General features: G+C 73.4%; 24 protein-coding genes and 1 tRNA gene. 13 read left to right on the top strand and 12 right to left on the bottom strand.

What is annotated here, in order from left to right:
• Positions 1–41: 41 nt before the first annotated feature.
• Positions 42–1859 carry a glutamine--fructose-6-phosphate transaminase (isomerizing) gene (gene glmS / locus ACFWAR_RS03800; protein WP_385772684.1) on the top strand — a complete coding sequence of 606 codons (1818 nt, stop codon included), beginning with the start codon at positions 42–44 and terminating at the stop codon, positions 1857–1859.
• A gap of 67 nt (positions 1860–1926) precedes the next feature.
• On the opposite strand, the gene ACFWAR_RS03795 is transcribed toward glmS, so the two are convergent.
• Together ACFWAR_RS03795 and ACFWAR_RS03790 are read right to left on the bottom strand one after the other, a co-directional pair.
• Positions 1927–2493, bottom strand: coding sequence for a GPR1/FUN34/YaaH family transporter (locus tag ACFWAR_RS03795; protein ID WP_385772682.1), 567 nt, complete (start codon positions 2491–2493; stop codon positions 1927–1929).
• 156 nt (positions 2494–2649) lie between these two features.
• The gene (locus ACFWAR_RS03790) at positions 2650–3180 is read right to left on the bottom strand and encodes a universal stress protein (protein ID WP_385772680.1); all 531 of its coding nucleotides are present in this window, start codon (positions 3178–3180) and stop codon (positions 2650–2652) included.
• Positions 3181–3594: 414 nt separating this feature from the next.
• On the opposite strand from ACFWAR_RS03790, the gene ACFWAR_RS03785 reads away from it, so the two are divergent.
• The 4 genes from ACFWAR_RS03785 (at position 3595) to ACFWAR_RS03770 (ending at position 6412) form a co-directional block, all read left to right on the top strand.
• Positions 3595–3927 (top strand): hypothetical protein, encoded by a 333-nt coding sequence (locus ACFWAR_RS03785; RefSeq protein WP_385772678.1) that lies wholly within the window; start codon positions 3595–3597, stop codon positions 3925–3927.
• Between the two features lie 376 nt (positions 3928–4303).
• Positions 4304–5476 (top strand): helix-turn-helix domain-containing protein, encoded by a 1173-nt coding sequence (locus tag ACFWAR_RS03780; protein ID WP_354382488.1) that lies wholly within the window; start codon positions 4304–4306, stop codon positions 5474–5476.
• A gap of 155 nt (positions 5477–5631) precedes the next feature.
• Entirely contained in the window at positions 5632–6234 is a 603-nt protein-coding gene (orn, locus tag ACFWAR_RS03775) for an oligoribonuclease (RefSeq protein WP_385772676.1), read from the top strand.
• A 105-nt stretch (positions 6235–6339) separates the two neighbouring features.
• A tRNA-His gene (locus tag ACFWAR_RS03770) sits at positions 6340–6412 on the top strand.
• Here ACFWAR_RS03770 and ACFWAR_RS03765 read toward each other — a convergent pair.
• Positions 6404–7291: an NAD(P)H-binding protein gene (locus tag ACFWAR_RS03765; protein ID WP_385772674.1), complete on the bottom strand. Its 888-nt coding sequence runs from the start codon at positions 7289–7291 to the stop codon at positions 6404–6406. The genes ACFWAR_RS03770 and ACFWAR_RS03765 overlap by 9 nt on opposite strands.
• A gap of 128 nt (positions 7292–7419) precedes the next feature.
• On the opposite strand from ACFWAR_RS03765, the gene ACFWAR_RS03760 reads away from it, so the two are divergent.
• Positions 7420–7962 carry a MarR family winged helix-turn-helix transcriptional regulator gene (locus ACFWAR_RS03760; protein ID WP_385772672.1) on the top strand — a complete coding sequence of 181 codons (543 nt, stop codon included), beginning with the start codon at positions 7420–7422 and terminating at the stop codon, positions 7960–7962.
• 6 nt (positions 7963–7968) lie between these two features.
• Here ACFWAR_RS03760 and ACFWAR_RS03755 read toward each other — a convergent pair whose 3' ends face one another.
• From ACFWAR_RS03755 to ACFWAR_RS03730, 6 genes are all read right to left on the bottom strand, one after another.
• A complete protein-coding gene (locus tag ACFWAR_RS03755) occupies positions 7969–8271 on the bottom strand; it encodes a hypothetical protein (RefSeq protein WP_385772670.1) in 303 nt (100 codons plus the stop codon).
• 66 nt (positions 8272–8337) lie between these two features.
• Positions 8338–9042: an NADPH-dependent F420 reductase gene (locus ACFWAR_RS03750; RefSeq protein WP_385772668.1), complete on the bottom strand. Its 705-nt coding sequence runs from the start codon at positions 9040–9042 to the stop codon at positions 8338–8340.
• Between the two features lie 113 nt (positions 9043–9155).
• Positions 9156–9791: a disulfide bond formation protein B gene (locus tag ACFWAR_RS03745; protein WP_385772666.1), complete on the bottom strand. Its 636-nt coding sequence runs from the start codon at positions 9789–9791 to the stop codon at positions 9156–9158.
• Positions 9792–9802: 11 nt separating this feature from the next.
• The gene (locus tag ACFWAR_RS03740) at positions 9803–9967 is read right to left on the bottom strand and encodes a DUF5993 family protein (protein ID WP_385772664.1); all 165 of its coding nucleotides are present in this window, start codon (positions 9965–9967) and stop codon (positions 9803–9805) included.
• A 114-nt stretch (positions 9968–10081) separates the two neighbouring features.
• Positions 10082–11491 carry a sensor histidine kinase gene (locus tag ACFWAR_RS03735; protein ID WP_385772662.1) on the bottom strand — a complete coding sequence of 470 codons (1410 nt, stop codon included), beginning with the start codon at positions 11489–11491 and terminating at the stop codon, positions 10082–10084.
• Between the two features lie 58 nt (positions 11492–11549).
• Positions 11550–12239, bottom strand: coding sequence for a response regulator transcription factor (locus ACFWAR_RS03730; protein WP_385772660.1), 690 nt, complete (start codon positions 12237–12239; stop codon positions 11550–11552).
• A 79-nt stretch (positions 12240–12318) separates the two neighbouring features.
• On the opposite strand from ACFWAR_RS03730, the gene ACFWAR_RS03725 reads away from it, so the two are divergent.
• Positions 12319–12852 carry a hypothetical protein gene (locus ACFWAR_RS03725; RefSeq protein ID WP_385772658.1) on the top strand — a complete coding sequence of 178 codons (534 nt, stop codon included), beginning with the start codon at positions 12319–12321 and terminating at the stop codon, positions 12850–12852.
• 28 nt (positions 12853–12880) lie between these two features.
• Here ACFWAR_RS03725 and ACFWAR_RS03720 read toward each other — a convergent pair whose 3' ends face one another.
• Positions 12881–13789 (bottom strand): spermidine synthase, encoded by a 909-nt coding sequence (locus ACFWAR_RS03720; RefSeq protein WP_385772656.1) that lies wholly within the window; start codon positions 13787–13789, stop codon positions 12881–12883.
• A 46-nt stretch (positions 13790–13835) separates the two neighbouring features.
• Positions 13836–14258, bottom strand: coding sequence for a hypothetical protein (locus tag ACFWAR_RS03715; protein WP_385772654.1), 423 nt, complete (start codon positions 14256–14258; stop codon positions 13836–13838).
• 258 nt (positions 14259–14516) lie between these two features.
• Here ACFWAR_RS03715 and ACFWAR_RS03710 point away from each other — a divergent pair, with 258 nt between their 5' ends.
• Positions 14517–15860, top strand: a complete 1344-nt coding sequence (locus ACFWAR_RS03710; protein WP_385772652.1) for a tetratricopeptide repeat protein — start codon at positions 14517–14519, stop codon at positions 15858–15860.
• A 28-nt stretch (positions 15861–15888) separates the two neighbouring features.
• Here ACFWAR_RS03710 and ACFWAR_RS03705 read toward each other — a convergent pair whose 3' ends face one another.
• Positions 15889–16485 carry a histidine phosphatase family protein gene (locus tag ACFWAR_RS03705; protein ID WP_385772650.1) on the bottom strand — a complete coding sequence of 199 codons (597 nt, stop codon included), beginning with the start codon at positions 16483–16485 and terminating at the stop codon, positions 15889–15891.
• Between the two features lie 154 nt (positions 16486–16639).
• Between ACFWAR_RS03705 and ACFWAR_RS03700 the strand changes: the two genes are divergently transcribed.
• From ACFWAR_RS03700 to ACFWAR_RS03680, 5 genes are all read left to right on the top strand, one after another.
• The gene (locus ACFWAR_RS03700) at positions 16640–17557 is read left to right on the top strand and encodes a phosphatase PAP2 family protein (protein ID WP_385772648.1); all 918 of its coding nucleotides are present in this window, start codon (positions 16640–16642) and stop codon (positions 17555–17557) included.
• A complete protein-coding gene (locus ACFWAR_RS03695; protein ID WP_385772647.1) occupies positions 17496–18662 on the top strand; it encodes a hypothetical protein in 1167 nt (388 codons plus the stop codon). The genes ACFWAR_RS03700 and ACFWAR_RS03695 overlap by 62 nt, the downstream gene beginning before the upstream one ends.
• Positions 18650–20239: a hypothetical protein gene (locus ACFWAR_RS03690; protein WP_385772645.1), complete on the top strand. Its 1590-nt coding sequence runs from the start codon at positions 18650–18652 to the stop codon at positions 20237–20239. Before ACFWAR_RS03695 ends, ACFWAR_RS03690 begins: the two co-directional genes overlap by 13 nt.
• Positions 20236–21591: an AAA domain-containing protein gene (locus tag ACFWAR_RS03685; protein WP_385772643.1), complete on the top strand. Its 1356-nt coding sequence runs from the start codon at positions 20236–20238 to the stop codon at positions 21589–21591. The genes ACFWAR_RS03690 and ACFWAR_RS03685 overlap by 4 nt, the downstream gene beginning before the upstream one ends.
• Before the next feature lie 133 nt (positions 21592–21724).
• Positions 21725–22069, top strand: coding sequence for a hypothetical protein (locus ACFWAR_RS03680; RefSeq protein ID WP_385772642.1), 345 nt, complete (start codon positions 21725–21727; stop codon positions 22067–22069).
• Positions 22070–22172 lie beyond the last annotated feature (103 nt).

Here is a 22172-nt window from a genome sequence, read left to right as displayed (position 1 = left end):
GCCGGGCACGAACACCGAACTTCAGGAGGGGCAAGAACCGTATGTGCGGAATTGTGGGTTACATCGGCAAGCGTGACGTGGCACCGCTGCTGCTGGAGGGTCTGGCACGCCTGGAGTACCGCGGTTACGACTCGGCCGGCATGGTCGTCAACACCCCGAAGTCCCCCGCGCTGAAGATGGTCAAGGCCAAGGGCCGGGTCCGCGACCTGGAAGCGAAGGTCCCCAAGCGCTTCACCGGCACCACCGGCATCGCGCACACCCGCTGGGCCACCCACGGCGCCCCGAGCGACCACAACTCCCACCCGCACATGGACCCCGACAACAAGGTCGCCGTCGTCCACAACGGCATCGTCGACAACGCCTCCGAGCTGCGCGCCAAGCTGGAGGCCGACGGAGTCGTCTTCGCCTCCGAGACCGACACCGAGGTGATCGTCCACCTGATCGCCCGCGCCCAGGCGAACACCCTGGAGGAGAAGGTCCGCGAGGCGCTCAAGGTCATCGAGGGCACCTACGGCATCGCCGTGATGCACGCCGACTTCGCCGACCGCATCGTCGTCGCCCGCAACGGCTCGCCGGTCATCCTCGGCATCGGCGAGAAGGAGATGCTCGTCGCCTCCGACGTCGCCGCGCTGATCGCCCACACCCGCCAGGTCGTCACCCTCAACGACGGCGAGATGGCGACCCTCAAGGCCGACGACTTCCGCACCTACACGACGAGCGGTACGACGACCACCGCCACGCCCGAGACCGTGGAGTGGGAGGCCGCCTCCTACGACATGGGCGGCCACGACACCTACATGCACAAGGAGATCTCCGAGCAGCCCGACGCGGTCGACCGCGTGCTGCGCGGCCGGATCGACGACCGCTTCTCCACCGTGCACCTGGGCGGCCTGAACCTGGACCCGCGCGACGCGCGCGGCATCCGCCGCGTCAAGATCCTGGGCTGCGGCACCTCGTACCACGCGGGCCTCATCGGCGCGGGCCTCATCGAGAGCCTGGCCCGGATCCCCGCCGACGCCGAGCCCGCGTCCGAATTCCGCTACCGCAACCCGGTGGTGGACCCCGACACCCTCTACATCGCGGTCTCGCAGTCGGGCGAGACCTACGACGTGCTCGCGGCGGTGCAGGAGCTCAAGCGCAAGGGCGCCCGCGTCCTCGGCGTGGTCAACGTGGTCGGCTCGGCCATCGCCCGCGAGGCCGACGGCGGCGTGTACGTGCACGCCGGCCCGGAGGTCTGCGTCGTCTCCACCAAGTGCTTCACCAACACGGTGGTCGCCTTCGCGCTGCTCGCCGTGCACCTCGGCCGCATCCGCGACCTGTCCGTCACCGACGGCAAGCGGATCATCGAGGGCCTGCGCAAGCTGCCCGCGCAGATCCAGGAGATCCTGGAGGGCGAGGAGGACATCAAGCAGCTGGCCGCCGAGTACGCCGAGGCCAAGTCGATGATGTTCATCGGCCGGGTCCGCGGTTACCCGGTCGCGCTGGAGGCCTCCCTCAAGCTCAAGGAGATCTCCTACATCCACGCCGAGGCCTACCCCGCCTCCGAGCTCAAGCACGGCCCGCTCGCCCTGATCGAGCCCGCGATGCCCACCGTCGCGATCGTGCCGGACGACGACCTGCTGGAGAAGAACCGCGCGGCCCTGGAGGAGATCAAGGCCCGCAGCGGCCGGATCCTCGCGGTGGCCCACCGCGAGCAGGAGAAGGCCGACCACACCATCGTGGTGCCGAAGAACGAGGACGAGCTGGACCCGATCCTGATGGGGATCCCGCTCCAGCTGCTGGCCTACCACACGGCCCTGTCCCTGGGCCGGGACATCGACAAGCCGCGCAACCTGGCCAAGTCGGTCACCGTCGAGTAGTCGGACCGGCCGCCGACGGCAGCGAACCGCCCCCCGTGCGCACGGCGCACGGGGGGCGGTTCGTGGTTCAGCTCGCGGCGACGGCTCCGCCGGAGCGCCGGCCGAGCGCCATCGGCCACTTGGCGAGGGCCGCCGTGGCTCCGTACCAGCCGAGCAGTCCGGAGACCGCCGCGACCCAGCCCGCCGCCTTGGCCAGCGAGCCGCTGTCGGCGAAGGCCGAGATCGCCAGCAGCACCAGCGAGAGGAACAGCAGGGCGTACATGCCCTGCCCGAACAGTCCGCCCGAGGCACCGACCGTGAGGGTCAGCGCGAGCAGGGCGAACAGCACCAGAAACGTTCCGCCTGCGTCGGCCGACACCTTGTCCCCCGCGCCGCTGGCCCAGGTGAACCAGAAGACGCCGAGTCCGGCGAAGGCCGTGCCGTTGAAGCCGTTGCCGCCCCGGTACTCGAGGATCCCGAGGACGAACAGGGCGAGGCCGCCGAGGTACGTGGCGAGCGAGACGGAATCGGCCGCCGACACTCCGTCGATGATGCCGGTGTGGCCGATTCCGAACGCGAGAAGGGTCAGCCCCAGGGCCAGGTGCCCCAGGGTCGAAGTCGTGGCCGTGCTTCCCGCAGAGACATCATTGTCCACGGCGGGCTCCCTTCGATCTGCAGTTTTATGCTGTGTCCCAGCGACTTTTATGTACCCTTCACAACCGCTCAATCCACCACGCGACGGGTCACGGCTGGGTCACGGAGCGAACACAACCGGTCACGAGATGATCCGCGGATCGCTCCGCGGAGCGGCTCACGGGATGACGACGACCGGCCGCTGGGCGCGCTTGGCGAGGCGTCCGGCCACCGAGCCGAAGATGCGCCCGACGAAGCCCTGGGTGGAGCCGACCACGATGGCGTCGGCCGAGTACTCGCGGCCGACCTCCTCCAGCTCGTGGCAGATGTCCCCACCGCGCTCCACCAGGATCCACGGGATCTCGGTCAGGTAGTCGGCACAGGCGAGTTCCAGCCCGAGCACCTCGGTGCGATGGTCCGGGACGTCCACGAAGACCGGTGGTTCACAGCCCGCCCACACGGTGGTGGGCAGCCGATTGGCCACATGGACGATGATCAGGCCGGAGCCGGAGCGGCGGGCCATCCCGATCGCATAGGCGAGGGCGCGCTCGCTGGACGTCGAGCCGTCGAATCCCACCACGACCCCGTGCCGGAAGGCCGGGTCGCAGGCGAGACGTGTCTGTTCCACCGCGCGCAGGTCGCTCGACACGGAGTCGGCGAGGGGTTTGCGCTTGCGGTCCGCGGGTTCGGAGAATTCGTGACCGGCCATGGGCGTCTCGGCGAAAGGTCCTCGGGATCAGGGTCGCGCGGAATCGGCGACTCAGGGTGACGGGGGTCTGTCCGGGAAACCATCTTCCCAAGCCCTTACCCCCAGGGTACGGCGACACTCCTGCCGTGCACAGGGCTTGCCGCCCCTTGCCGCCCTTGGAGAGCGTCGAAGGGAGCATGCCGGAGCGAGGGCTCCTTGGCAATGGCCGCTGCCCCCTACAGGCAGTGACGAGCCACCCGTGCGCGCAGTGACCGAGCCGCGCCGCCCGGCGTTGGACAAGGGTCCGACCGTCCAGGAAGAGCCCGCAGGGAGTACGCCGTGCCCGGTCATCCGGTCCACCCCGTCCAGCCAGCTCCGCCGACACAGTCCGTTCCGCCCCTCCCGCCTTCCCACCACGCGGCCGTTCACCCGTCCGTGCACCCGGCTCGCCGGCCCGGCGACGACCCCGCGGGTGACGTGGTGCGCTGGGCCGCCTTCAGCTGCCTGCTCGTCCCCGTGGTCCTCGTCGTCTACGGGACCTCCTTCGACGGCGCCGCCGTCGCGACCCTGGGGCTGGTGACGGTCACCGCGGCGTGCCGGGTGATGCTGCGCCGGGCGGAGAAGACCCAACGGGCCGCGGCCCGGGTTCCGGTAGCGCTCCCGACAGCGCTCCCGACAGGGGCAGTACCCCGGGGCCGGCACTCCCGTCCCGGGGCCGGAACACACCGCGGATGCCATGGTTCCGGCGGGATCTCCACCCACGAATGACTTATTCGCACACTCGCGCCCGCATGTTTTCAGCCAACTTCACTTCCGGACTCCACCCTTGCCGGAAGCCCCGGCCAACCCCCCTACCACCAGGGACGACAGAGCCGCGGGAGCGTCCAGACCCTATGTGTACTGGCCAGCAGCGGACGGCGCACTTCCCACCCGCCTGGCGGAGTGGAAGGGTTCCTGATCGAATGCTTTTCGCCAAGTTGCCAAGTCGACATAGCGCTGCGTGCTGAACTTGTCACGCCGACACCACGGGACGCAGTAGATTCGATCATGTATTTACGGCGGGGGATCCACGTGCAAGGCCGAGGGGAAACGTGCAGGTGCGACCAGACCAAGGAGTCGCGACACCCAAGGGGGGCTTAGCGCCATGAGCCAGGATTCCACCGCCGTCGTCGCGGACGCCGGCCGGAAGCTCGCAGGGCGCCGCCGCAGGGAAATTGTTGCGGTGCTGCTCTTCAGCGGCGGTCCGATCTTCGAGAGTTCCATTCCACTCTCCGTGTTCGGCATTGACCGGCAGGACGCGGGAGTTCCACGCTATCGACTGCTCGTGTGCGCCGGGGAGGACGGTCCGCTGCGGACCACCGGCGGGCTCGAACTGACCGCGCCGTACGGGTTGGAGGCGATCGCCCGGGCAGGCACGGTCGTCGTCCCGGCCTGGCGCTCCATCACTTCGCCGCCACCGCCGGAGGCGCTCGACGCACTGCGTCAGGCGCACGAGGAGGGGGCCCGGATCGTCGGGCTGTGCACGGGAGCCTTCGTGCTCGCCGCCGCCGGTCTGCTCGACGGCCGACCCGCGACGACGCACTGGATGTACGCGCCGACGCTGGCCAAGCGGTACCCGTCCGTCCATGTCGATCCGCGCGAACTCTTCGTGGACGACGGCGACGTGCTGACGTCCGCGGGCACCGCGGCCGGAATCGACCTGTGCCTCCACATCGTGCGCACGGACCACGGCAGTGAGGCGGCCGGGGCACTGGCCCGCCGACTCGTCGTGCCGCCGCGCCGCACCGGGGGCCAGGAGCGCTATCTCGACCGGTCGCTGCCGGAGGAGATCGGTGCCGACCCGCTCGCCGAGGTCGTCGCCTGGGCGCTGGAACACCTCCACGAGCAGTTCGACGTGGAGACGCTGGCGGCGCGCGCCTACATGAGCAGGCGCACCTTCGACCGGCGGTTCCGTTCGCTGACCGGCAGCGCGCCGCTGCAGTGGCTGATCACCCAGCGGGTGCTCCAGGCGCAGCGGCTGCTGGAGACCTCCGACTACTCGGTCGACGAGGTCGCCGGGCGCTGCGGCTTCCGCTCGCCGGTCGCGCTGCGCGGGCACTTCCGGCGGCAGCTGGGGTCCTCCCCCGCCGCCTACCGCTCGGCCTACCGGGCGCGCCGGCCGCAGGTCGACGTGCCGCAGGTGTCGCAGCTGTCCGACGGGCCGGTTCCGCACCAGCGCACGCCGCAGCCCCAGCGGGCCGCGGCCGCCCTGGCGGCCACCGGACCGTCGGTGACCGAGCTGTACTCCCCCGGCCGGGTGCTGCGCGAGCACGCGTAGTCCCCGCCTGGGCGTACAGCGCCGAACGGCAGGTCCCTCCGACCCTTGATCAGGGCCGGGGGGACCTGCGCGTTGCGGCGGGGCGCGCACACCCGCGCACACCCACGCCCACCGGGAGGCCCGTAGACGGGGAAGCTCCGCATAAGGTGGGACGCATGAACGATCGCATGGTGTGGATCGACTGCGAGATGACCGGGCTCTCGTTGGCGGACGACGCACTTATCGAGGTGGCCGCGCTGGTCACCGACTCGGAGCTCAATGTGCTCGGCGAAGGCGTGGACATCGTGATCCGCCCGCCGGACGCCGCCCTGGAGACCATGCCCGACGTGGTGCGCGAGATGCACACCTCCTCCGGCCTGCTCGACGAACTGGCGGCCGGGACCACCCTGGCGGACGCCGAGGCCCAGGTCCTGGCCTACGTACGGGAGCACGTGAAGGAGCCGGGCAAGGCCCCGCTGTGCGGGAACTCGGTCGGCACCGACCGGGGCTTCCTGCTGCGCGACATGGCCACGCTGGAGGCCTACATGCACTACCGGATCGTGGACGTGTCCTCGATCAAGGAGCTGGCGCGCCGCTGGTACCCCCGGGCCTACTTCAACAGCCCGCCCAAGAGCGGCAACCACCGGGCGCTCGCGGACATCAAGGAGTCCATCGCCGAGCTGCGCTACTACCGCGAGGCGGTCTTCGTCCCGCAGCCCGGACCGGACTCGGACACCGCGCGCACCATCGCCGCGAAGCACGTCGTCCCCGCCGAATAGCGGACCTGCGGGCGGGTGCCCGCCGGCCGGCGAAAAGGTGGGAGCGAGCACCCTCTCGGACCCTGTACCCTTTTAATCGGCCGGTCGGGATTCCCGCCGGGCATGGTGGGTGTAGCTCAGTTGGTAGAGCACCTGGTTGTGGTCCAGGTGGCCGCGGGTTCAAGTCCCGTCACTCACCCTGTTGAAGGGCCCCGGTACGCGCGAGCGGACCGGGGCCCTTCGCGTTTGCGGGATCGGCGAACTCCTCCCTGTGGTCCTCGACCCAGTCGGCGAAGGAACGGGCCGGATGCCCGGTGAGCAGCTCCACGGACCCGGATATCGGCGCGGGGACCCCGACCCCGGCGGCCCAGTGGGCCAGGAGCGCATCGGCGTACGGCCCGGGGAGGTACGCGGCGACCGAGTCCTTCCAGGCCTGCGGGGTGACCTCCTCGTGGGGCACGGGCCGCCCCAGCGCACCGGAGAGCACCTCCAGCTGGTCCAGGAAGGTCAGCGACCGCGGCCCCGTCAGGGTGTGGGCGCGGCCACCGAGCTCCGGTTCGGTGAGGACGGCGAGGGCGGCCTCGGCGAGGTCCGCCTCATGGACGGGATCGCTGTGCGAACCGGGGTGGGGCAGCCGCACCGGCACCCCGGAGCGGATGTCCCGGGCCCAGCTGCGGGCATTGCTCGCGAAGGATCCGGGGCGCAGCAGCGTGGTGCGCAGCGGCGCGGCCAGCAGGGCCTCCTCCACGGCGAGGTGGGACGCGGCCAGGGCGTTCTCGCGGGCTCCGGGGTCCAGGACGCTGGAGGAGGACAGCAGCACGACGTGCTCCACTCCGGCGCGGACGGCTTCCCGGGCGAAGGCGTCGATGTGCTCGGCGGCGGCGTAGAGGAACACCGAGCGGACGCCTTCGAGGGCGGCCGGGAAGGTCCCGGGGTCGGTCAGATCGCAGTGCACGGCCCCCGGGGCCGCACCCGTGGGCTCGCGGGAGGCGAGTCGGAAGGCGGCGCCGCGCTCGGCGAGGAGGGCGGCGAGACCTCGGGCGACGGCTCCGCGGCCTCCGGTGATGAGGACGGTCATGGCGGTGGGTCCTTTCCTGCGGGGTGATGCGCCTCGGCGGTGCTCGCGGTTAAGATGAAAACGTGGCGCAGATTCTGTGCGACACAACCTCTGCGTCACACAGATAAATTTGGAGCACGGAGATGCCGATGTCAACCGATTCACTTCCTTCGGGTGATTCCCCGGCCTGGAGCCGCGCCGAGCTGCTCGCGCGCGTCGTCAGCGAGAGCCAGCGCCACTACGCCGACTACTCCCTCTTCAGCCAGGCCATGGCCGACCACGTCGGCCTGCACCCCACCGACCTGCAGTGCATCGCGCTCCTCGACATCGAGCCCGGCCCCGTCAGCACCGGCGACATCGCCCGCCTCACCGGTCTGACCTCGGGTTCGGCCACCCGCCTGGTGGACCGCATGGTCAAGGCGGGCATCGTCGAGCGGCAGGCCGATCCGCACGACCGCCGCCGCTCCCTCGTCGCCCTCGCCCCCGAGGCCCGCGCACGCATCGGCGCGGCCTGGGAGACCCCGGGCCGCGCCTTCGGTGACGTACTGGCGAGCTATTCGGACGCGGAGCTCCACGTCATCGCGGACTACCTGCACCGCGCCGCCGAGGTCGGCCGCGCCCAGGCCCACCGCCTGGCCTCGGGCGCGGCCGACGCGCCGAGCGACGCACCGTCCGACGCGCCGACCGGCTGACGGCCGTCAGCCACTCGTCGCCTTCAACGCCTCCAACCCCTTGGCCAGGTCGTCGCGGTTCATCACCGGCGAGATCTCGACCTCCGCGTTGAACTGCATGAAGAGGTCCTCGCCCACGGGCGGCAGCTGCGAGCTGTCCTGCATGTCGAAGACGAGCCAACAGGTCCGCACCCCCTCGGACAGCCCGAAGTAGGCGGCCTCCGGATTCAGGGTGTCCATCATCCTGCCCACGGCCGCGGGCAGGGCGCCGCTCTTGATGCCCTCGTTGGCGGCGGCCGTGTCGAAATGGGCGCGGAGCATGACTCTCATGCGTGACTCCTTCCGTCACGCCCACACTCGGCGCGCGCACCCGCCCCGGCAACACATCCGCACCCGTCAGTGGCCGCCGCCCGCGGCGCCCGCGCCCTGGATGTGGAAGTTGAATTCGGCGTGCCCCAGGGAGCCCATCAGCCGCAGCCAGATCGGCAGCAGCATCTCGGTGCCCCGCGCGGTCTCGATCCCGCCGAGGTCGAGGACGGCCGGCTGCGGCCAGCCGAAGGAGTACAGCAGCTCCCGCACCTCCTTCTTCGCCTCCGCGTCGTCCCCGGAGACGAAGACGTGGTGCTCACCGGCGACCCGGCCGGGATCGACCATCACCGCGCACTGCATGGTGTTGAGGGTCTTGACCACGCGCAGCCCCGGGTGGGCGCGCTGGATCTGCTCGCCGAGGCTGTCGCTGTCGACCGGGTCGAGGCCGGGCGGGAACCCGCGGGAGAAGTCGAGCGGGTTGGCGATGTCGATCAGCACCTTCCCCTCCAGGTGGGCGGGGTCCACCGTGGCCAGTGCCAGCAGGCTGGCCCGGCCGCCGGTCGCGTTGACGAGCACGTCGGCCCCTTCCGCGGCCCGCGCGAAGGCGGCCAGCCCCACCTCGGGGTGGGCCGCCTGCCAGTCGGCGTAGGACGGGGCCGCGGGGTCGTCGCTCACCTGGGCGAGCGTGGCGGCCGGGTCCCGGGTGCCGATCACCACGTCGTGGCCGACGGAGACGAGCTTCCCCGCGAGCGTCCGGCCGACGACCCCGGTACCGAGGACTGCGTAGCGCATGTGCGGACTTCCCTTCGTGGAGCCTGAGTTGATCTCAACGCCCCGTACCGTAAGGGTTCGCCGGGACGCCGCACCAACAGATACGGCCTCCTCCGGATACCCCGCCCCGTCCGTCAGTCGAGGATCCCGATGTCGTAGGGCAGCCGGTACTTCGTCGGGTCGTCGGGGAGGAACCAGTGGAACCCCTCCTCGAAGAAGACGGCCACCACGTTCACCGCGATCACCGCGCCGAGGAACCACAGCGCGAACAACCCCACCGCCCGGTACGGCCCGTCCTCCGGCACCGCCCGGTCCGCCGTCGCGTGGGCGAAGGCGAGGACGACCCCGATCGCGACCACCGAGGCCTGGAAGAGCACCCACGCCCAGACGTACAGGTGCAGGCCGAGGACCTCGCTCCCGAACCCCGCGTCCCCCGGCAGGATGTGCAGCATCGTCTGCCGCCAGGAGGCGAAGGAACCGGCGATCGCCGCGACCAGGGCCAGCCCCCAGCCCATCATGTAGTCCCGCCCGGTCACCGCCCCCGTGCTGATGCCCGTCCGGATGATGTACGCGGCCCCCATCGCGGCCAGCAGCATGAACATCCGCTGCACGATGCAGAGCGGGCACGGGTACTCCCAGAGCCCGAACTGGAAGAAGAGGCCCCCGCAGACGACCCCCGTCCAGCCGATGGCGAAGACGCAGGCGAACCAGTACTGGACCCGCCCCAGCAGCCCGCCCTCCAGCGGGGCCTCGGGCATGATGCTGCGCATCGCGGCCACGGTCAGTAGCTCAGGGTCAGGGCGAGGCTGCTGGTGATGTGGTGCGCCATCAGCAGGATCACGGCGAGCAGCATGACCCACCAGGCCGCGAGCACGACCGTCCGGGACGAGTCCCGGCACATCGCGATCATCGTGGCGAGGAGGCCGCCGAAGATTAGGGTGTCCATGCGCCGGACCGTACCGATCGCACGCCGCGCCCCCCACGAGGCGCGCCCCCGCCCGCCTGCGGTTACGTCACTTGCACCGCCCCCGTGCCGGTGCCCGCCCCGGCGGCCCCGACCTCACCTGCTCCGCTTGCGCCGACCGCCCCGGCGCCCGCGCGCCCCGGCCGACCCGCCGCGGGTCCGCCCGTCCAGCGCGATCCACACCCGCACCTCGGTCCCGCCGAGCACCGAGCGCCCCAGCCGGACGTCCCCGCCGGTCGATTCCGCGACCCGGCGCACGATGTCCAGGCCCAGGCCCGTGGACCCGTCCCGGCCCCCGTCGTTCCCGCGCCGCAGCGCCGCGTCGGGGTCGGTGATCCCCGGCCCCGCGTCCGAGACCAGCACGATCACCGCGTCCGTCGCGTCGTGCACGTCCACCGCGAAGGGGGTGCCCTCGGGGGTGTGCCGGAAGACGTTGCCGAGCATCGCGTCCAGCGCGGCCGCCAGCTCCGGCCGGGCCACGGGGATCCGCACCACCCGGTCCACGCCCGCCAGCCGCACCTCGCGGCCCTCGTCCTCGGCCAGCGCCGACCAGAAGTCCATCCGCTCCCGGATCACCTCCGAGGCGTCGCACCCGCCGCCGGAGAAGCCCTGCGCGGCGGTCGGCCGCTGCTCGCGCGCGGTCCGGATGATGGTGTCCACCTCGCGCTCCAGCTGTTCGACGGCGGCCCGGGTCTGCTCGGCCGCCGGACCGTCCCCGAGCGAGGCCGCGTTGAGCCGCAGCACCGTCAGCGGCGTGCGCAGCCGGTGCGAGAGGTCGGCGGCCAGCTCCCGCTCGCTGGCGAGGAGTTCCACGACCTGGTCCGCCATGGAGTTGAACGCGACGGCGGCCGAGCGGAGTTCCTTCGGCCCCTCCTCGGGCACCCGGGCGCCCAGCTTCCCCTCGCCGAGCCGGTGCGCGGCGTCCGCGAGGCGTTCGGCCGGGCGCACCAGGCGCGCGCCGAGCCGGTCGGCGACCGCCACCGAGCCCACGATCAGGGCGAGTCCGACGCCCGCGAGGACCAGCCAGGCGGTGGTGACCCCGTTGCTGACCTCGCTCTCGGGCACGTAGATCTCGATCACCGCGATGTCGCCGGACCCGAGGGCGGTGGGCTGGAGCAGCGCCGAACCGCCGCCCGCCACCGAGGCCGTCATCCCGCGCCCGTAGCCGCGGGTCTCGGCGACCGCCCGCGCTCCCGCCCAGCCCGCGCCGCTGTCCCTGCCGTCCGCGGACCCGCCGATGTCCACCGCGGCGGCGCCGGCGACGGCCGGGACGTGCACGGCCATCCGGCGGGCCGCGCCCATCTGCGTGGACTCGACGGCCTTGCGCAGCTGGAGCGGGTCGGTGGTGATGGAGAGGGTGGGGCCGATGGTGGCGGCCTGCCGTTCGGCGTTGGAGAAGGCCCGGTCGCTGGCCATCTCCCGGACGACCAGCCCGAGCGGGACGGCGAAGGCCGCGACGACCATGGTGGTGACCGCGAGGCACACCTTGACCAGCGCCCACCTCATCGCGCACCACCGGCGCGGTCGGCGCGCACGCGGTCGGGGCGCACGCGGTCGGCGGGGCTCACAGGGGCGGCTCCAGTTTGACGCCCACACCCCGCAGCGTGTGCAGGTAGCGCGGGCTGGCCGCCGTCTCGCCGAGCTTGCGGCGCAGCCAGGACAGGTGGACGTCGATCGTCTGGTCGTCGCCGTAGGACTGCTGCCACACCTCGGCCAGCAGCTCCCGCCGGGCCACGACCACCCCGGGCCGCCCGGCCAGGAAGGTCAGCAGGTCGAACTCGCGCCGGGTCAGGTCCAGTACGGCCCCGTCCAGCTCGGCCTGGCGGCGCAGCGGGTCGATGGCGAGCCCGCCCACCCGCAGCACCCGCGAGGGCGGTTCGGCGCCGGTGGCGGCGCGGGAGCGGCGCAGGACGGCGGCCATCCGGGCGGAGAGGTGCTCCACGGAGAAGGGCTTGATGAGGTAGTCGTCGGCCCCGTCGTTGAGCAGCCGGACGATCTCCGCCTCGTCGTCGCGCGCGGTCGCGATGATCACCGGTACGTCGGTGATCCCGCGCAGCATCTTGAGCGCCTCCGAACCGTCCAGGTCGGGCAGCCCGAGGTCCAGGATGACCACGTCGAAGCGGTGGTGCGCGACCTCGCGCAGGGCCTCCAGGGCGGTGCCGACGCTCCGCACGGTGTGGGAGGCCTCGGTCAGGTGCCGGATGAGGGCGGAACGTACGAACTGGTCGTCCTCGACCACGAGCACACTTGCCATGAGCGGCACCGTACGCCATTCGGGGGACCCCCGGAGCCCTCGGGCCGCCACTCGATCGGGTGGTGCAGTATGGCCCCTGATGCATCGAGGACTTGTCCACGCACTGGCCTGGACGCTGGCGACCGGAGCAGCGGTGACGCTCTCGTGGTGGGGCGTGCACACCGTCATGTCCGGTACGGCCTACGATCCTCCGCGCGCCGTGCCGCTGACCGCGCTGCCGCGCTCCTCCTCGACCGGGGACGCCCGTACGCCCGCCCCCGCGTCCGCCGCCCCGTCCTCCCCCGCTCCGTCGCCGAGCGCGTCCGCGTCCACCGCGGCCCCGTCACCGAGCGCCCGGACGTCCTCGCCGCCGCCCGGGCAGTCGTACGGCCGGCCCGCGGACGAGGACGGCGGGAGCGTGCGCAGCTACGCGGTCACGGGCGGCCGGGTCGTCTTCGACCTCGGTGGCGCCGCGGGCCAGTTGGTCTCCGCGACCCCGGACGCGGGGTGGCGGATGCAGGTGTGGAAGCAGTCGCAGTGGATCCGGGTGAACTTCACCCGGGACAACCGGGCGGTGTCCGTCTTCTGCACCTGGAACGGCCACCCGCCGCTGGTCGAGGTCGTCGACGGCTGACCGGCGCCGACCGCCCGGCAGCGCGCGGTCAGCGGAAGACGGACGCCGGCGGCACCGGCGAGGCCACCGCGGCCGCGTCGGCCACCGGCGCGGCCCCGCCCGCGAAGGCGGCCAGTTCGCGTCCGTGCTCGACCCGCCCCGGATGCGGGTCGCTCGCCACCCGCCGGGTGAACTCGGCCACCGGGAGCTCCCGGTCGGCGGCCACGAGCACCGCGTTGCCGAAGCGCTTGCCCCGCCAGACCACCGGGTCCGCGGCCATCGCCAGCTGCCCGAACCGGGAGGCGGCGGTGGCGATCTGCCCCCGCAGGTGCGCGAGCGGCGGACCGTCCGCGAGGTTGGCGACGTACCACCCCGTGGGCCCCAGCACCCGGCGCACCTCGTCCAGGAACTCGGTGCTGGTCAGGTGCGCGGGGGTGCGCGCGCCGCTGAACACGTCGGCGATCACCAGGTCCGCCCAGCCGTCCGGGAGCTTGCCGAGCCCGGCCCGCGCGTCGGTGGTCCGGACCCGGACCCGCGCCTGCGGGTCCAGCGGGAGGTGCGCCCGTACGAAGGCCACCAGGCCCGCGTCGATCTCCACGACCTGCTGAGTGGAGCGGGGCCGGGTGGCCGCGGTGTAGCGGGCCAGGGTGAAGGCTCCGCCGCCCAGGTGCAGCACGTTGAGGGGCTGGCGGGCGGGCGCGACCAGGTCGATGAGGTGCCCGATCCGGCGCTGGTAGGAGAAGTCCAGGTACCGCGGGTCGTCCAGGTCCACGTGGGACTGCGGGGCGCCGTCGATCAGCAGGGTCCAGGCACGGGCGCGCTCGCGGTCCGGCGCCAGCTCCGCCGTGCCGCCGTCGACCGGTCCGACGAGGGGCCCGGCGGCCGCCGCTCGTGCGCCGCCGCCCGCACTCCCGCTCCCGCTGCCGCCCCGTTCGCCGCGCTGCCTACCCTTTGCCATGCCGCCATTATGGCGTCGTCCCAGCTCACGAGCCCGTCACGCGGTCTCAGCGACAGTTGTCGGCGGCCTCGATCAGCCGGGCCGCCTCGCCGAGGGCGGCGCGCAGCACCTCCGGATCGGTGACCGGACCGGTGCTGTCCGGGGGCAGCAGCCAGCCGGTGCCGCCCGCCGTGGGGGACTCGTCGAAGAGCCGGATCCCGCGCCCGTTGGTCTGCGTACAGGCGCTGCCCGGCATGTCCCAGCCGTCGGCGGTGCCGGGCGGCACCAGGAAGCCGAGGGTGTCGCCGGAGCCGTCGTGCAGGACCGGGCCCACGCCGCTGTCCCGGGCGGCGGCGCGGCGGATGATGTCCACCGCCTCCAGCCCCTGTCGTGCGGGCACGGTCACCAGGTCCGGGGCCGGGGCGCCCGCCGGGGTTCCGGTCGGAGCCGTGCCCGGCCCGGTCGCGGTGTTCGTGCCACTGGTGTCCATGCCGCCCTCCAACAAGGGAACCCCTCCTCGATGCGCGTGCCGGCCGGGAGTCTCCTCCCGGTCCGCATGGTTCAACGCACGGAGTCGTCAACGGGTGCGGCGACAGGACGCCGCAAAGGATGGCAGTTCATGGCGGATCGCGGGTGAGATATCCGTTTTGTAGGCAAACACCGTGTGGGTCGCCCCTCCCTGGCGGTACGTTCGTGCGCGCCGGGCCCCAGATCGCCGGCAGCGTTCCTCGCCAGAGAGGCCACGTCCATGGCGGCGTCCCCCCACTCACCCAACTCATCGTTCCGACGACTCCGGGGGCAGCGTTCGCCCGCCGAGTTCGCGGGCATGGTGCGCCGGGCGGCGAAAGAGATCGGAGAAACGGTTTCCTGCGACGCCCGCTACATCGGCCGGGTCGAGTCGGGGGAGATCCGCTGTCCCAACTACGCCTATGAGCGCGTGTTCCTGCACATGTTTCCCGGGCACACGCTCACCGATCTCGGCTTCTCCCCCCGCGAGGCGGTGCGCGGCCGGTCCGCGCACCGGGTCCCCTCGCCCCGGACGCCCTCACCACCCCTGTCCCTGTTCCCAGGCTTCACGCATTCCTCCAAGGAGAGCGACGTGCTGCGTCGCGCATTCATGGCGGGTGGCTCCGCGACCGTCGCGGCGGCCGCGACGCTCAACCTCACCCTCCTCGGCGCGGGCCGCCGGGTCCCCGCGCGGGCCGGCGAGTCCGAGGCCGCCGCGGTCGAGGACGCCGTACGCCAGATCCGCCTGCTGGACGACCGGCACGGCGCGGACGCCCTCTACCGCAAGGCCGCCGAACCGCTGCGCACCGCCTACGCGCTGCTGGACGCCGGGGCCACCCGCCAGTCCACCGAGGACCGGCTGCACGCGGGCGCGGGCGAGCTGGCCATCTCGGTGGGCTGGCTGGCCCACGACTCGGGCCGCTTCGAGGACGCCCGCTCGCACTACGCGGAGGCCCTCGCCACCGCCCGGGTCTCCGGCGACGCGGCCCTGGAGGCGCACGCCTTCAGCAACGCGGCGTTCCTCGCCGGGGACTGCGGGCGGCCCCGCGAATCGGTCCGGGCGGCCCAGGCCGGCGCCAGGGCGGCCCGCAACCTCGGCTCCGCCCGGCTGCTGTCCCTGCTGGCCCTGCGCGAGGCCGGCGGCTGGGCCGGGATGGCGGACCGCAGGTCCTGCGAGGACGCGCTGACCCGCGCCCACACCCACTTCTCGCGCGGCCCGGCCGCGGCCGACCCCGAGTGGATGTCCTTCTTCGGCGAGGCCGAGCTGGAGTTCCTGGAGGCCCGCTGCTGGGCGGCGCTGGGCGAGTACTCCCGCGCCGCCCGGCACGCGCGGCGGGCCGCCGACCTCCAGGACCCGCACTTCGCCCGCAACGTCGCCCTCTACACCTCGGAGCTGGCCGACGACCTGGCCCGCGCGGGCGCCCCGGACGAAGCGGCCTGGGCGGGCCACCGGGTCCTGGACCTGCTGGCCGAGGTGCAGTCGACCCGGGTCGAGTCGATGCTGTCCGGCACGGCCCGCGCGCTGGTCCCGCACCAGCGCTCGCCGCGGGTCGGCGCCTTCCTGACCCGGCACGCCTCGACCTGACCGGGAGCGGGGGGCGGGCCCCGCGGGACTACGTGTCCAGGTGCCCGGTGTCGTTCCAGCGCTCCAGCGCCGGGGCTCCGTAGGACCAGCCGAGGACGGACAGCGAGGTCGGGTCCAGTTTGATCCGGGCGCCGAAGGAGATGTCCATGCCGAGCCAGCGGGCGGCGAGGGCGCGCAGGATGTGGCCGTGGGCGAAGATCAACACGTCGCGTTCGGACGAGCGGGCCCAGGTGACCACCTCGTCCGCCCGCGCGGAGACGTCGGCGGTCGTCTCGCCGCCGCGCGCCCCGTCGCGCCAGATGAGCCAACCGGGCTGGACCGCGTGGATCTCGGCCGGGGTCATGCCCTCGTAGTCGCCGTAGTCCCATTCCATGAGGGTGTCCCAGGGCGTCGCCTGGAGCCCGAAGCCCGCGAGGTCGCAGCTCTCGCTCGCGCGGATCAGCGGGCTGGTGCGGACCTCGATCCCCGGCAGGCCCGCCCAGGGGTCGCGGACCAGGCGCTCGCCGAGCAGCTTCGCGCCCCGCTTCCCCTCTTCCAGCAGCGGGACGTCCGTACGTCCCGTGTGCTTGCCGGACAAGGACCAGGCGGTCTGTCCGTGACGGGCCAGCAGGATGCGGGGGGCCATGTTGTTTTCTCCCGGTCCGTGAGGGTTCACCGGTGTTGTCGGCTTCACCGGCGTTTTCGCGTGTATGCCGTGGATCATATGGTCTGTCTTCGGCCAATCATCCATCACACGAACACCAGGCAACCTCCCGGCGCTCATCCGCGTCTTACACCGTATGACTAATTGGCGACGGCCCACTCGATGGTGGGCCGAACTGCTGCTCCTGGGCCTCGTGTACGGCGCCTATTCGGGCGGCCGGCTCCTGGCCCGGGGCGACGTGCAGCTCGCCGTCGACCACGGCCTCGCGATCCTGCGCTTCGAGCGCGGCCTGTCGATCGACTTCGAGAGCCCCCTCAACCGGCTCTTCAGCGCCCACGCGTGGCTCGGCATACCCGCCGACTTCGTCTACGCCTCGCTGCACTACCTGGTCACCCCGGCCGTGCTGATCTGGCTCTACCACCGGCGCCCCGAGCGCTACCGCACCGCCCGGACCTGGCTGGTCTCCTCCACCCTGCTCGGGCTCGTCGGCTTCGCCCTGATGCCCACCTGCCCGCCGCGGCTGCTCCACCTCGCCCACGGGTTCACCGACACCATGGCCCAGTACAGCGCGTACGGCTGGTGGGGCGCCGAGGCCAGCGCGCCGCGCGGGCTCGGCTCCTTCACCAACCAGTACGCGGCGATGCCGAGCCTGCACGTCGGCTGGGCGCTGTGGTGCGGGGTGCTGCTGTGGCGCCACGGGCGCCACCCGCTGCTGCGGGTGCTGGGCGCGGCGTACCCGCTGCTGACCACCCTCGTCGTGATGGGCACCGCCAACCACTACTTCCTCGACGCCGTCGCCGGAGCGGGCGTCATGGGCGTCGGTTTCCTGATCGCGCTGGGCGTGGAGCGGCTCGCCGCCCGCCGGTCCGCCGACGCCGCCACTCCCGTCGCTCCCGCCACTCCTGGCGGCCCCGGCCCGGCCGCCACCGCGTCGGGAGCCGGTTTCCGCCGTAAGTCCACGATTGTCAGTGGCGGATGGGAGACTTCCGCGGGTGAGCTCCTTCCCGCCCAGCGGCCCCCCGCAGCCGACGACGCTCCGGCAACGGCTCGCTGACCTGCGCGGCCCCGCCGTGCCGCCACGCCCGCTCGACGCCCGGGCGCTGGCGGCCCTCGCCGCCAACCCCGGCTGCGGCAGACGGGCCCTGTTGGACGGCGCCGGGGTGGACAAGACCGCGCTGGCCTCGGCGCTCGGCTCGCCGGCCGCCTTCGGGCAGTCCCAGTTCGCGATGATCCGCGGCAACTCCTTCGAGGCCAAGGTCAAGGGCGACGGCGGCGCCGAGCTGCTGCGCCTGGTGCACGCGCACCTGGGCGCCGGGGCCGAAGCGCCGACCCGGGGCGCCCTCGTCCCCGATCTGGGCGCGGCCGGTCCCGAGGGCCGCGCCGCGCGGACCGCGCTGGCGCTGCGCGAGGCGACGGCGGCGGCCGCCTGGACCCTGCTGGACCATCCGATGCTCGCGCTGGAGGTCGCCGGCTCCCCCGCCTACCTGGAGCCCGACGCCGTCGTGGTGCATCCCGACGGACGCTGGACCGTCGTCGAGATCAAGTCCTTCCCGATGATCGACGGGACGGCGGACGCGGCGAAGGCCGGCGCCGCGGCCCGCCAGTCCGCGGTCTACGTGCTGGCCCTGGAGCGGATCGCCGCCGTGCTGACGGGCGCCACCGTCGCGCACTCGGCCCTGCTGGTCTGCCCCAAGGACTTCTCCAACCTGCCCACCGCGGCGGTCCTCGACATCCGCAAGCAGCGCTCGGTGACGGCCCGCCAGCTGGCCCGCCTCACCCGGGTCGAGGAGCTGGCCGCGGAGCTGCCCGAGGGGCTGAGCTTCGACCCGGCCCGGCCCGCCGAGGAGCTGACCGAGGCGGTGGAGGCGGTCGACGCCGCCTACGCCCCCGAGTGCCTGGCCTCCTGCGAGCTGGCCTTCCACTGCCGCGAGCGGTCCCGCGCGGCCGACGCGGCGGGCGCGCTCGGCCGCTCCATCCGGGGCGAGCTGGGCGCGCTGACCACGGTCGGGGCGGCGCTGGCGGCCGCCGCCGGAGCGGGCGCGCCCGGCGATCCGACCGCCGAGGCGCTGTACCGGGCCGCCCGGCTGCGCGCCGAGGCCCTGGAATTCTCCGCCGTCCGCTCGGACCCGCTTCCGGAGGCCGTCGCATGCCCCTGCTGAGCACACTGGCCCGGCTCCAGGCCGTCCGCGCGGGGCGCGCGCAGCCCCTGGCCACCGTCCGCCACCGGCACCTGGGGGCCCGCCCGCTGGTGTTCGTCCCGCTGACCACGGCGGGCGAGGCGGGGGCCCCGCTGGGCGCGCTGGTGGGCACCGACCGGGAGCGGCCGCGGCTGCTCGTCGTGACGCAGCCGCGCGACCGGGACCTGCGCTGGCGGTTCCTCGCCGCGCTGGCGGACGAGGTGGTGCCGTACCTCGACGGGTACGCGGAGGCGGTCGAGGCGGCCGAGCGGACCGAGACGGATCCGGAGAGCGGCAAGAAGGTCAAGGTGGCCGCCGAGCTGTGCGCGGACGCGCCGCAGCTGATCGTGCCGAGCCGGGCGGGCATCGAGTACGTCCGGCTGCTGGGGCGTTCGATGCGGTTCCGGCGGACGGCCGAGGAGGATCCGGACGCCCCCTACCCCGCGCCGCCGCTGGTGCCGCTGCTCGGCCGCTGGTTCACGCATCTCGCGGAGCGCTCCCGGGTGCCGGGCTCCTCGATGCTGCTGTCCGCGACGGAGCTGCTGGCCCGGCACTGGGCGAGCGGCCAGAGCAACCTGGAGGACCAGCACCTGGGAGCGCTGCTGGCCTGGATGGACCCGCCTGCGGGGGAATCCGGGGCGGCGGCCGCGCTGCGCGCGGAGCTGGGCCGGGACCGGGACGGTCAGCTGCTCGTCCCCCCGGCGGGGCCCGCCACCGACCCGGCCTTCGACAACCGGCTGCTGGCCCCCGCCATGACCCGCTTCGACGCGGCCCGCGGCGCCGATCCGCGCGTCGAGGACGCGGTGGAGCGGGCCGGCCGCGAGGTGCACCGGCTGGTCGAGTCCCAGCTGCGGCCGACCTGGGACGCGGTGTGGCGCTCCCTGGACCTGCTGCACGGGCTGCCCGAGGGCGCGTACGTCGAACAGCGCTGGACCCGGGACCGCTGGTCCTTCACCGGCCACCGGGACCGGGTCCGGGCGGGCGAGCCTCCGCAGCCCCGCCGCGACGACGCGGTGACGGCGGCGCAGAAGTTGGCCACCCGCGAGACCGAGCAGGTCCGGGTGGACGCCCAGGAGGCGCTGGACGACCCGCTGGTGATGGCGGGGCGGCGGCTGGCGGGCGAGGCCTTCGCCGGCGAGGTCACCGAGGTGGTCATGGAGTGGACGCAGTCCAAGCGGCCCAGTCCCCGCCCGCTGGTGACGGTGGCGACGGAGGACCGGCCGCAGCTGCCCGAGGACGGCGGCCGGGCGAAGGTGTACCGGGCGCTGGACGGGCGCCCGCAGTCGGCCGAGTTCGTGGGCTACGCCGGGCCCAAGGAGGACGGGCTGCTGGTGCTGCGCCTGCTGGACAAGATGGGCCGCGGCAAGGAGCCGGACGCCGGCTCGGTGCCGGGCAAGGGCGACCGGGTGTGCTGGACGCTCTTCGAGCACGACGCGCGGGGCGGGCCGAAGCTGCCCGACCCGGAGAACACGCCGTGGACGCACGGCGGACCGCCCGGCTCCGCGGGCTCCGCCACGGCGCCGCAGCCCGACGCCGTGACCGACGAGGACATCCTGTGACCACCATCCTGTCCGCGCCCGCGTCGGATTCCGACCCGGGCGCCGCCGCCGCGCGGGCCACCGAGGCGATCCTGCACGACACCCTGCACGGCGCCGAGCGGGGCGTGGTCGTCGATTCCCCGCCCGGGGCCGGGAAGTCCACCCTGGTGGTGCGGGCGGCCCGGGAGCTCGCCGCGGCGGGGCGCCGGATGATGATCGTGGCGCAGACCAACGCGCAGGTGGACGACCTGGTGGTGCGGCTCGCGGAGAAGGACCCGCAGCTGCGGGTGGGGCGGCTGCACAGCAGTGACGGCGACGCCTACGACAAGGCGCTGCTGGAACTGCCGTCGGTGACGCTCTCGGCGAAGGCGAACGACCTGGCCGAGCTGCCGGTCGTCATCTCGACGGCGGCGAAGTGGGCCCACACCCAGAACGTGGAGCCGTGGGAGCACGCGATCGTGGACGAGGCGTACCAGATGCGCTCCGACGCGTTGCTGGCCGTGGCCGGCCTGTTCGAACGGGCGCTGTTCGTGGGCGATCCGGGCCAGCTCGACCCCTTCAGCGTGGTCGGCGCCGAGCAGTGGGCGGGCCTGTCCTACGACCCGTCCGCCTCGGCGGTCTCCACCCTGCTCGCGCACAACCCGCAGCTGCCGCAGCACCGGCTGCCGGTGTCCTGGCGGCTCCCGGCGTCGGCCGCGCCGCTGGTCTCCCGCGCGTTCTACCCGTACGCCCGCTTCCGCAGCGGTACGGACCACGGCGAGCGGCGGCTCTCGTACGGCGTGCCCTCGGACGGGTCGGGGCCCGACCGGGTCCTCGACGAGGCCGCCGAGTCCGGGTGGGGCCTGCTGGAGCTGCCGGCCCGGCACACCCCGCGCACCGACCCGGAGGCGGTGGGGGCGGTGGCCCTGGTGGTCAGGCGGGCGCTGGACCGGGGCGCGGTGACCTCGGACGAGCGCGGCCCGGGTCCGGCGCCGCTGACCGCGGACCGGATCGCGGTCGGCACGGCCCACCGCGACCAGGCCGCGGCGATCCGCGCCGCCCTGGCCGGGCTGGGGGTCACCGGGGTGACGGTGGACACCGCCAACCGGCTCCAGGGGCGCGAGTACGACCTCACGGTGGTCCTGCACCCCCTGTCGGGCCGCCCGGACGCGACGGCCTTCCACCTGGAGACGGGCCGGCTGTGCGTCCTGGCCTCCCGGCACCGGCACGCCTGCGTGGTGGTGGCCCGCGCGGGCATAGCGCGCCTCCTGGACGACCACCCCTCGACGGAACCGGTCCAGCTCGGCGTGACCATGAAGTTCCCGGACGGGTGGGAGGCCAACCACTCGGTCCTGGCGCACCTCTCGGAGCACCGGGTCGCCTGGAAGCCGTGACCACGGCGCACGACACGCGGGAGGGGTCGTACGCGCGTTCCAGCGTCGCGGGGCCCCTTGGGGCGGGCTTGCGCGGCGCTGGACAATGGACGGTGGCCCGGAAGGAATTCGTCCACGAAGCAGGAGGACACGCATGGCAGAGCCCGAGCGCACCGAGCGGAGGCTGCGGCCCGCCCCGCTGCTCTTCGAGCCCTCGGACGCGGCCACGGATCCGGAGCACTTCTTCGATCTCGAATCCATCGAGGACCCGCGCGAGCTGCTGGCCCGCGCCACCGAACTCGCGCTCGCCTTCCGGGCGGCGCAGGACCGGGCGGTCGAGTTCCAGGCCATGGCGGCCGCCCAGCTGGCGGACCCGCGCCGGTTCGACCGGCTCTCGCCGGCGGCCATCGGCGAGTCCGCGCAGTGGTCCGAGGACTACGCCGAGAAGATGATCGACTTCGGCGAGGGCCTGCTGCGGGGCGGTGCGGAGAACCACTGACGCGGCCGCCCGCACACCCGTCCCGGCATATGCGCGGCGCAAGATACCCCAGCGCGACCCGCACCGTCCGGGTTTCCGGTAACTCCGCGGAAGCGGGGCGCTA

It is taken from the genome of Streptomyces sp. NPDC059917 (assembly GCF_042730635.1).
Taxonomy (GTDB): Bacteria; Actinomycetota; Actinomycetes; order Streptomycetales; family Streptomycetaceae; genus Streptomyces.
The sequence above is the reverse complement of the archived record's forward strand: the minus strand, read 5'-3'. Positions and strand labels throughout refer to the sequence as shown.

What these genes read in the sequence shown, in the direction of transcription:
- glmS (WP_385772684.1), top strand. Translation starts at nt 42, where the DNA reads ATGTGCGGAATTGTGGGTTACATCGGCAAGCGTGACGTGGCACCGCTG.
- ACFWAR_RS03790 (WP_385772680.1), bottom strand. Translation starts at nt 3,180, where the DNA reads ATGGCCGGTCACGAATTCTCCGAACCCGCGGACCGCAAGCGCAAACCC.
- ACFWAR_RS03780 (WP_354382488.1), top strand. Translation starts at nt 4,304, where the DNA reads ATGAGCCAGGATTCCACCGCCGTCGTCGCGGACGCCGGCCGGAAGCTC.
- orn (WP_385772676.1), top strand. Translation starts at nt 5,632, where the DNA reads ATGAACGATCGCATGGTGTGGATCGACTGCGAGATGACCGGGCTCTCG.
- ACFWAR_RS03765 (WP_385772674.1), bottom strand. Translation starts at nt 7,291, where the DNA reads ATGACCGTCCTCATCACCGGAGGCCGCGGAGCCGTCGCCCGAGGTCTC.
- ACFWAR_RS03760 (WP_385772672.1), top strand. Translation starts at nt 7,420, where the DNA reads ATGTCAACCGATTCACTTCCTTCGGGTGATTCCCCGGCCTGGAGCCGC.
- ACFWAR_RS03755 (WP_385772670.1), bottom strand. Translation starts at nt 8,271, where the DNA reads ATGAGAGTCATGCTCCGCGCCCATTTCGACACGGCCGCCGCCAACGAG.
- ACFWAR_RS03750 (WP_385772668.1), bottom strand. Translation starts at nt 9,042, where the DNA reads ATGCGCTACGCAGTCCTCGGTACCGGGGTCGTCGGCCGGACGCTCGCG.
- ACFWAR_RS03745 (WP_385772666.1), bottom strand. Translation starts at nt 9,791, where the DNA reads ATGCGCAGCATCATGCCCGAGGCCCCGCTGGAGGGCGGGCTGCTGGGG.
- ACFWAR_RS03740 (WP_385772664.1), bottom strand. Translation starts at nt 9,967, where the DNA reads ATGGACACCCTAATCTTCGGCGGCCTCCTCGCCACGATGATCGCGATG.
- ACFWAR_RS03735 (WP_385772662.1), bottom strand. Translation starts at nt 11,491, where the DNA reads ATGAGGTGGGCGCTGGTCAAGGTGTGCCTCGCGGTCACCACCATGGTC.
- ACFWAR_RS03730 (WP_385772660.1), bottom strand. Translation starts at nt 12,239, where the DNA reads ATGGCAAGTGTGCTCGTGGTCGAGGACGACCAGTTCGTACGTTCCGCC.
- ACFWAR_RS03725 (WP_385772658.1), top strand. Translation starts at nt 12,319, where the DNA reads ATGCATCGAGGACTTGTCCACGCACTGGCCTGGACGCTGGCGACCGGA.
- ACFWAR_RS03720 (WP_385772656.1), bottom strand. Translation starts at nt 13,789, where the DNA reads ATGGCAAAGGGTAGGCAGCGCGGCGAACGGGGCGGCAGCGGGAGCGGG.
- ACFWAR_RS03715 (WP_385772654.1), bottom strand. Translation starts at nt 14,258, where the DNA reads ATGGACACCAGTGGCACGAACACCGCGACCGGGCCGGGCACGGCTCCG.
- ACFWAR_RS03710 (WP_385772652.1), top strand. Translation starts at nt 14,517, where the DNA reads ATGGCGGCGTCCCCCCACTCACCCAACTCATCGTTCCGACGACTCCGG.
- ACFWAR_RS03705 (WP_385772650.1), bottom strand. Translation starts at nt 16,485, where the DNA reads ATGGCCCCCCGCATCCTGCTGGCCCGTCACGGACAGACCGCCTGGTCC.
- ACFWAR_RS03700 (WP_385772648.1), top strand. Translation starts at nt 16,640, where the DNA reads ATGACTAATTGGCGACGGCCCACTCGATGGTGGGCCGAACTGCTGCTC.
- ACFWAR_RS03690 (WP_385772645.1), top strand. Translation starts at nt 18,650, where the DNA reads ATGCCCCTGCTGAGCACACTGGCCCGGCTCCAGGCCGTCCGCGCGGGG.
- ACFWAR_RS03680 (WP_385772642.1), top strand. Translation starts at nt 21,725, where the DNA reads ATGGCAGAGCCCGAGCGCACCGAGCGGAGGCTGCGGCCCGCCCCGCTG.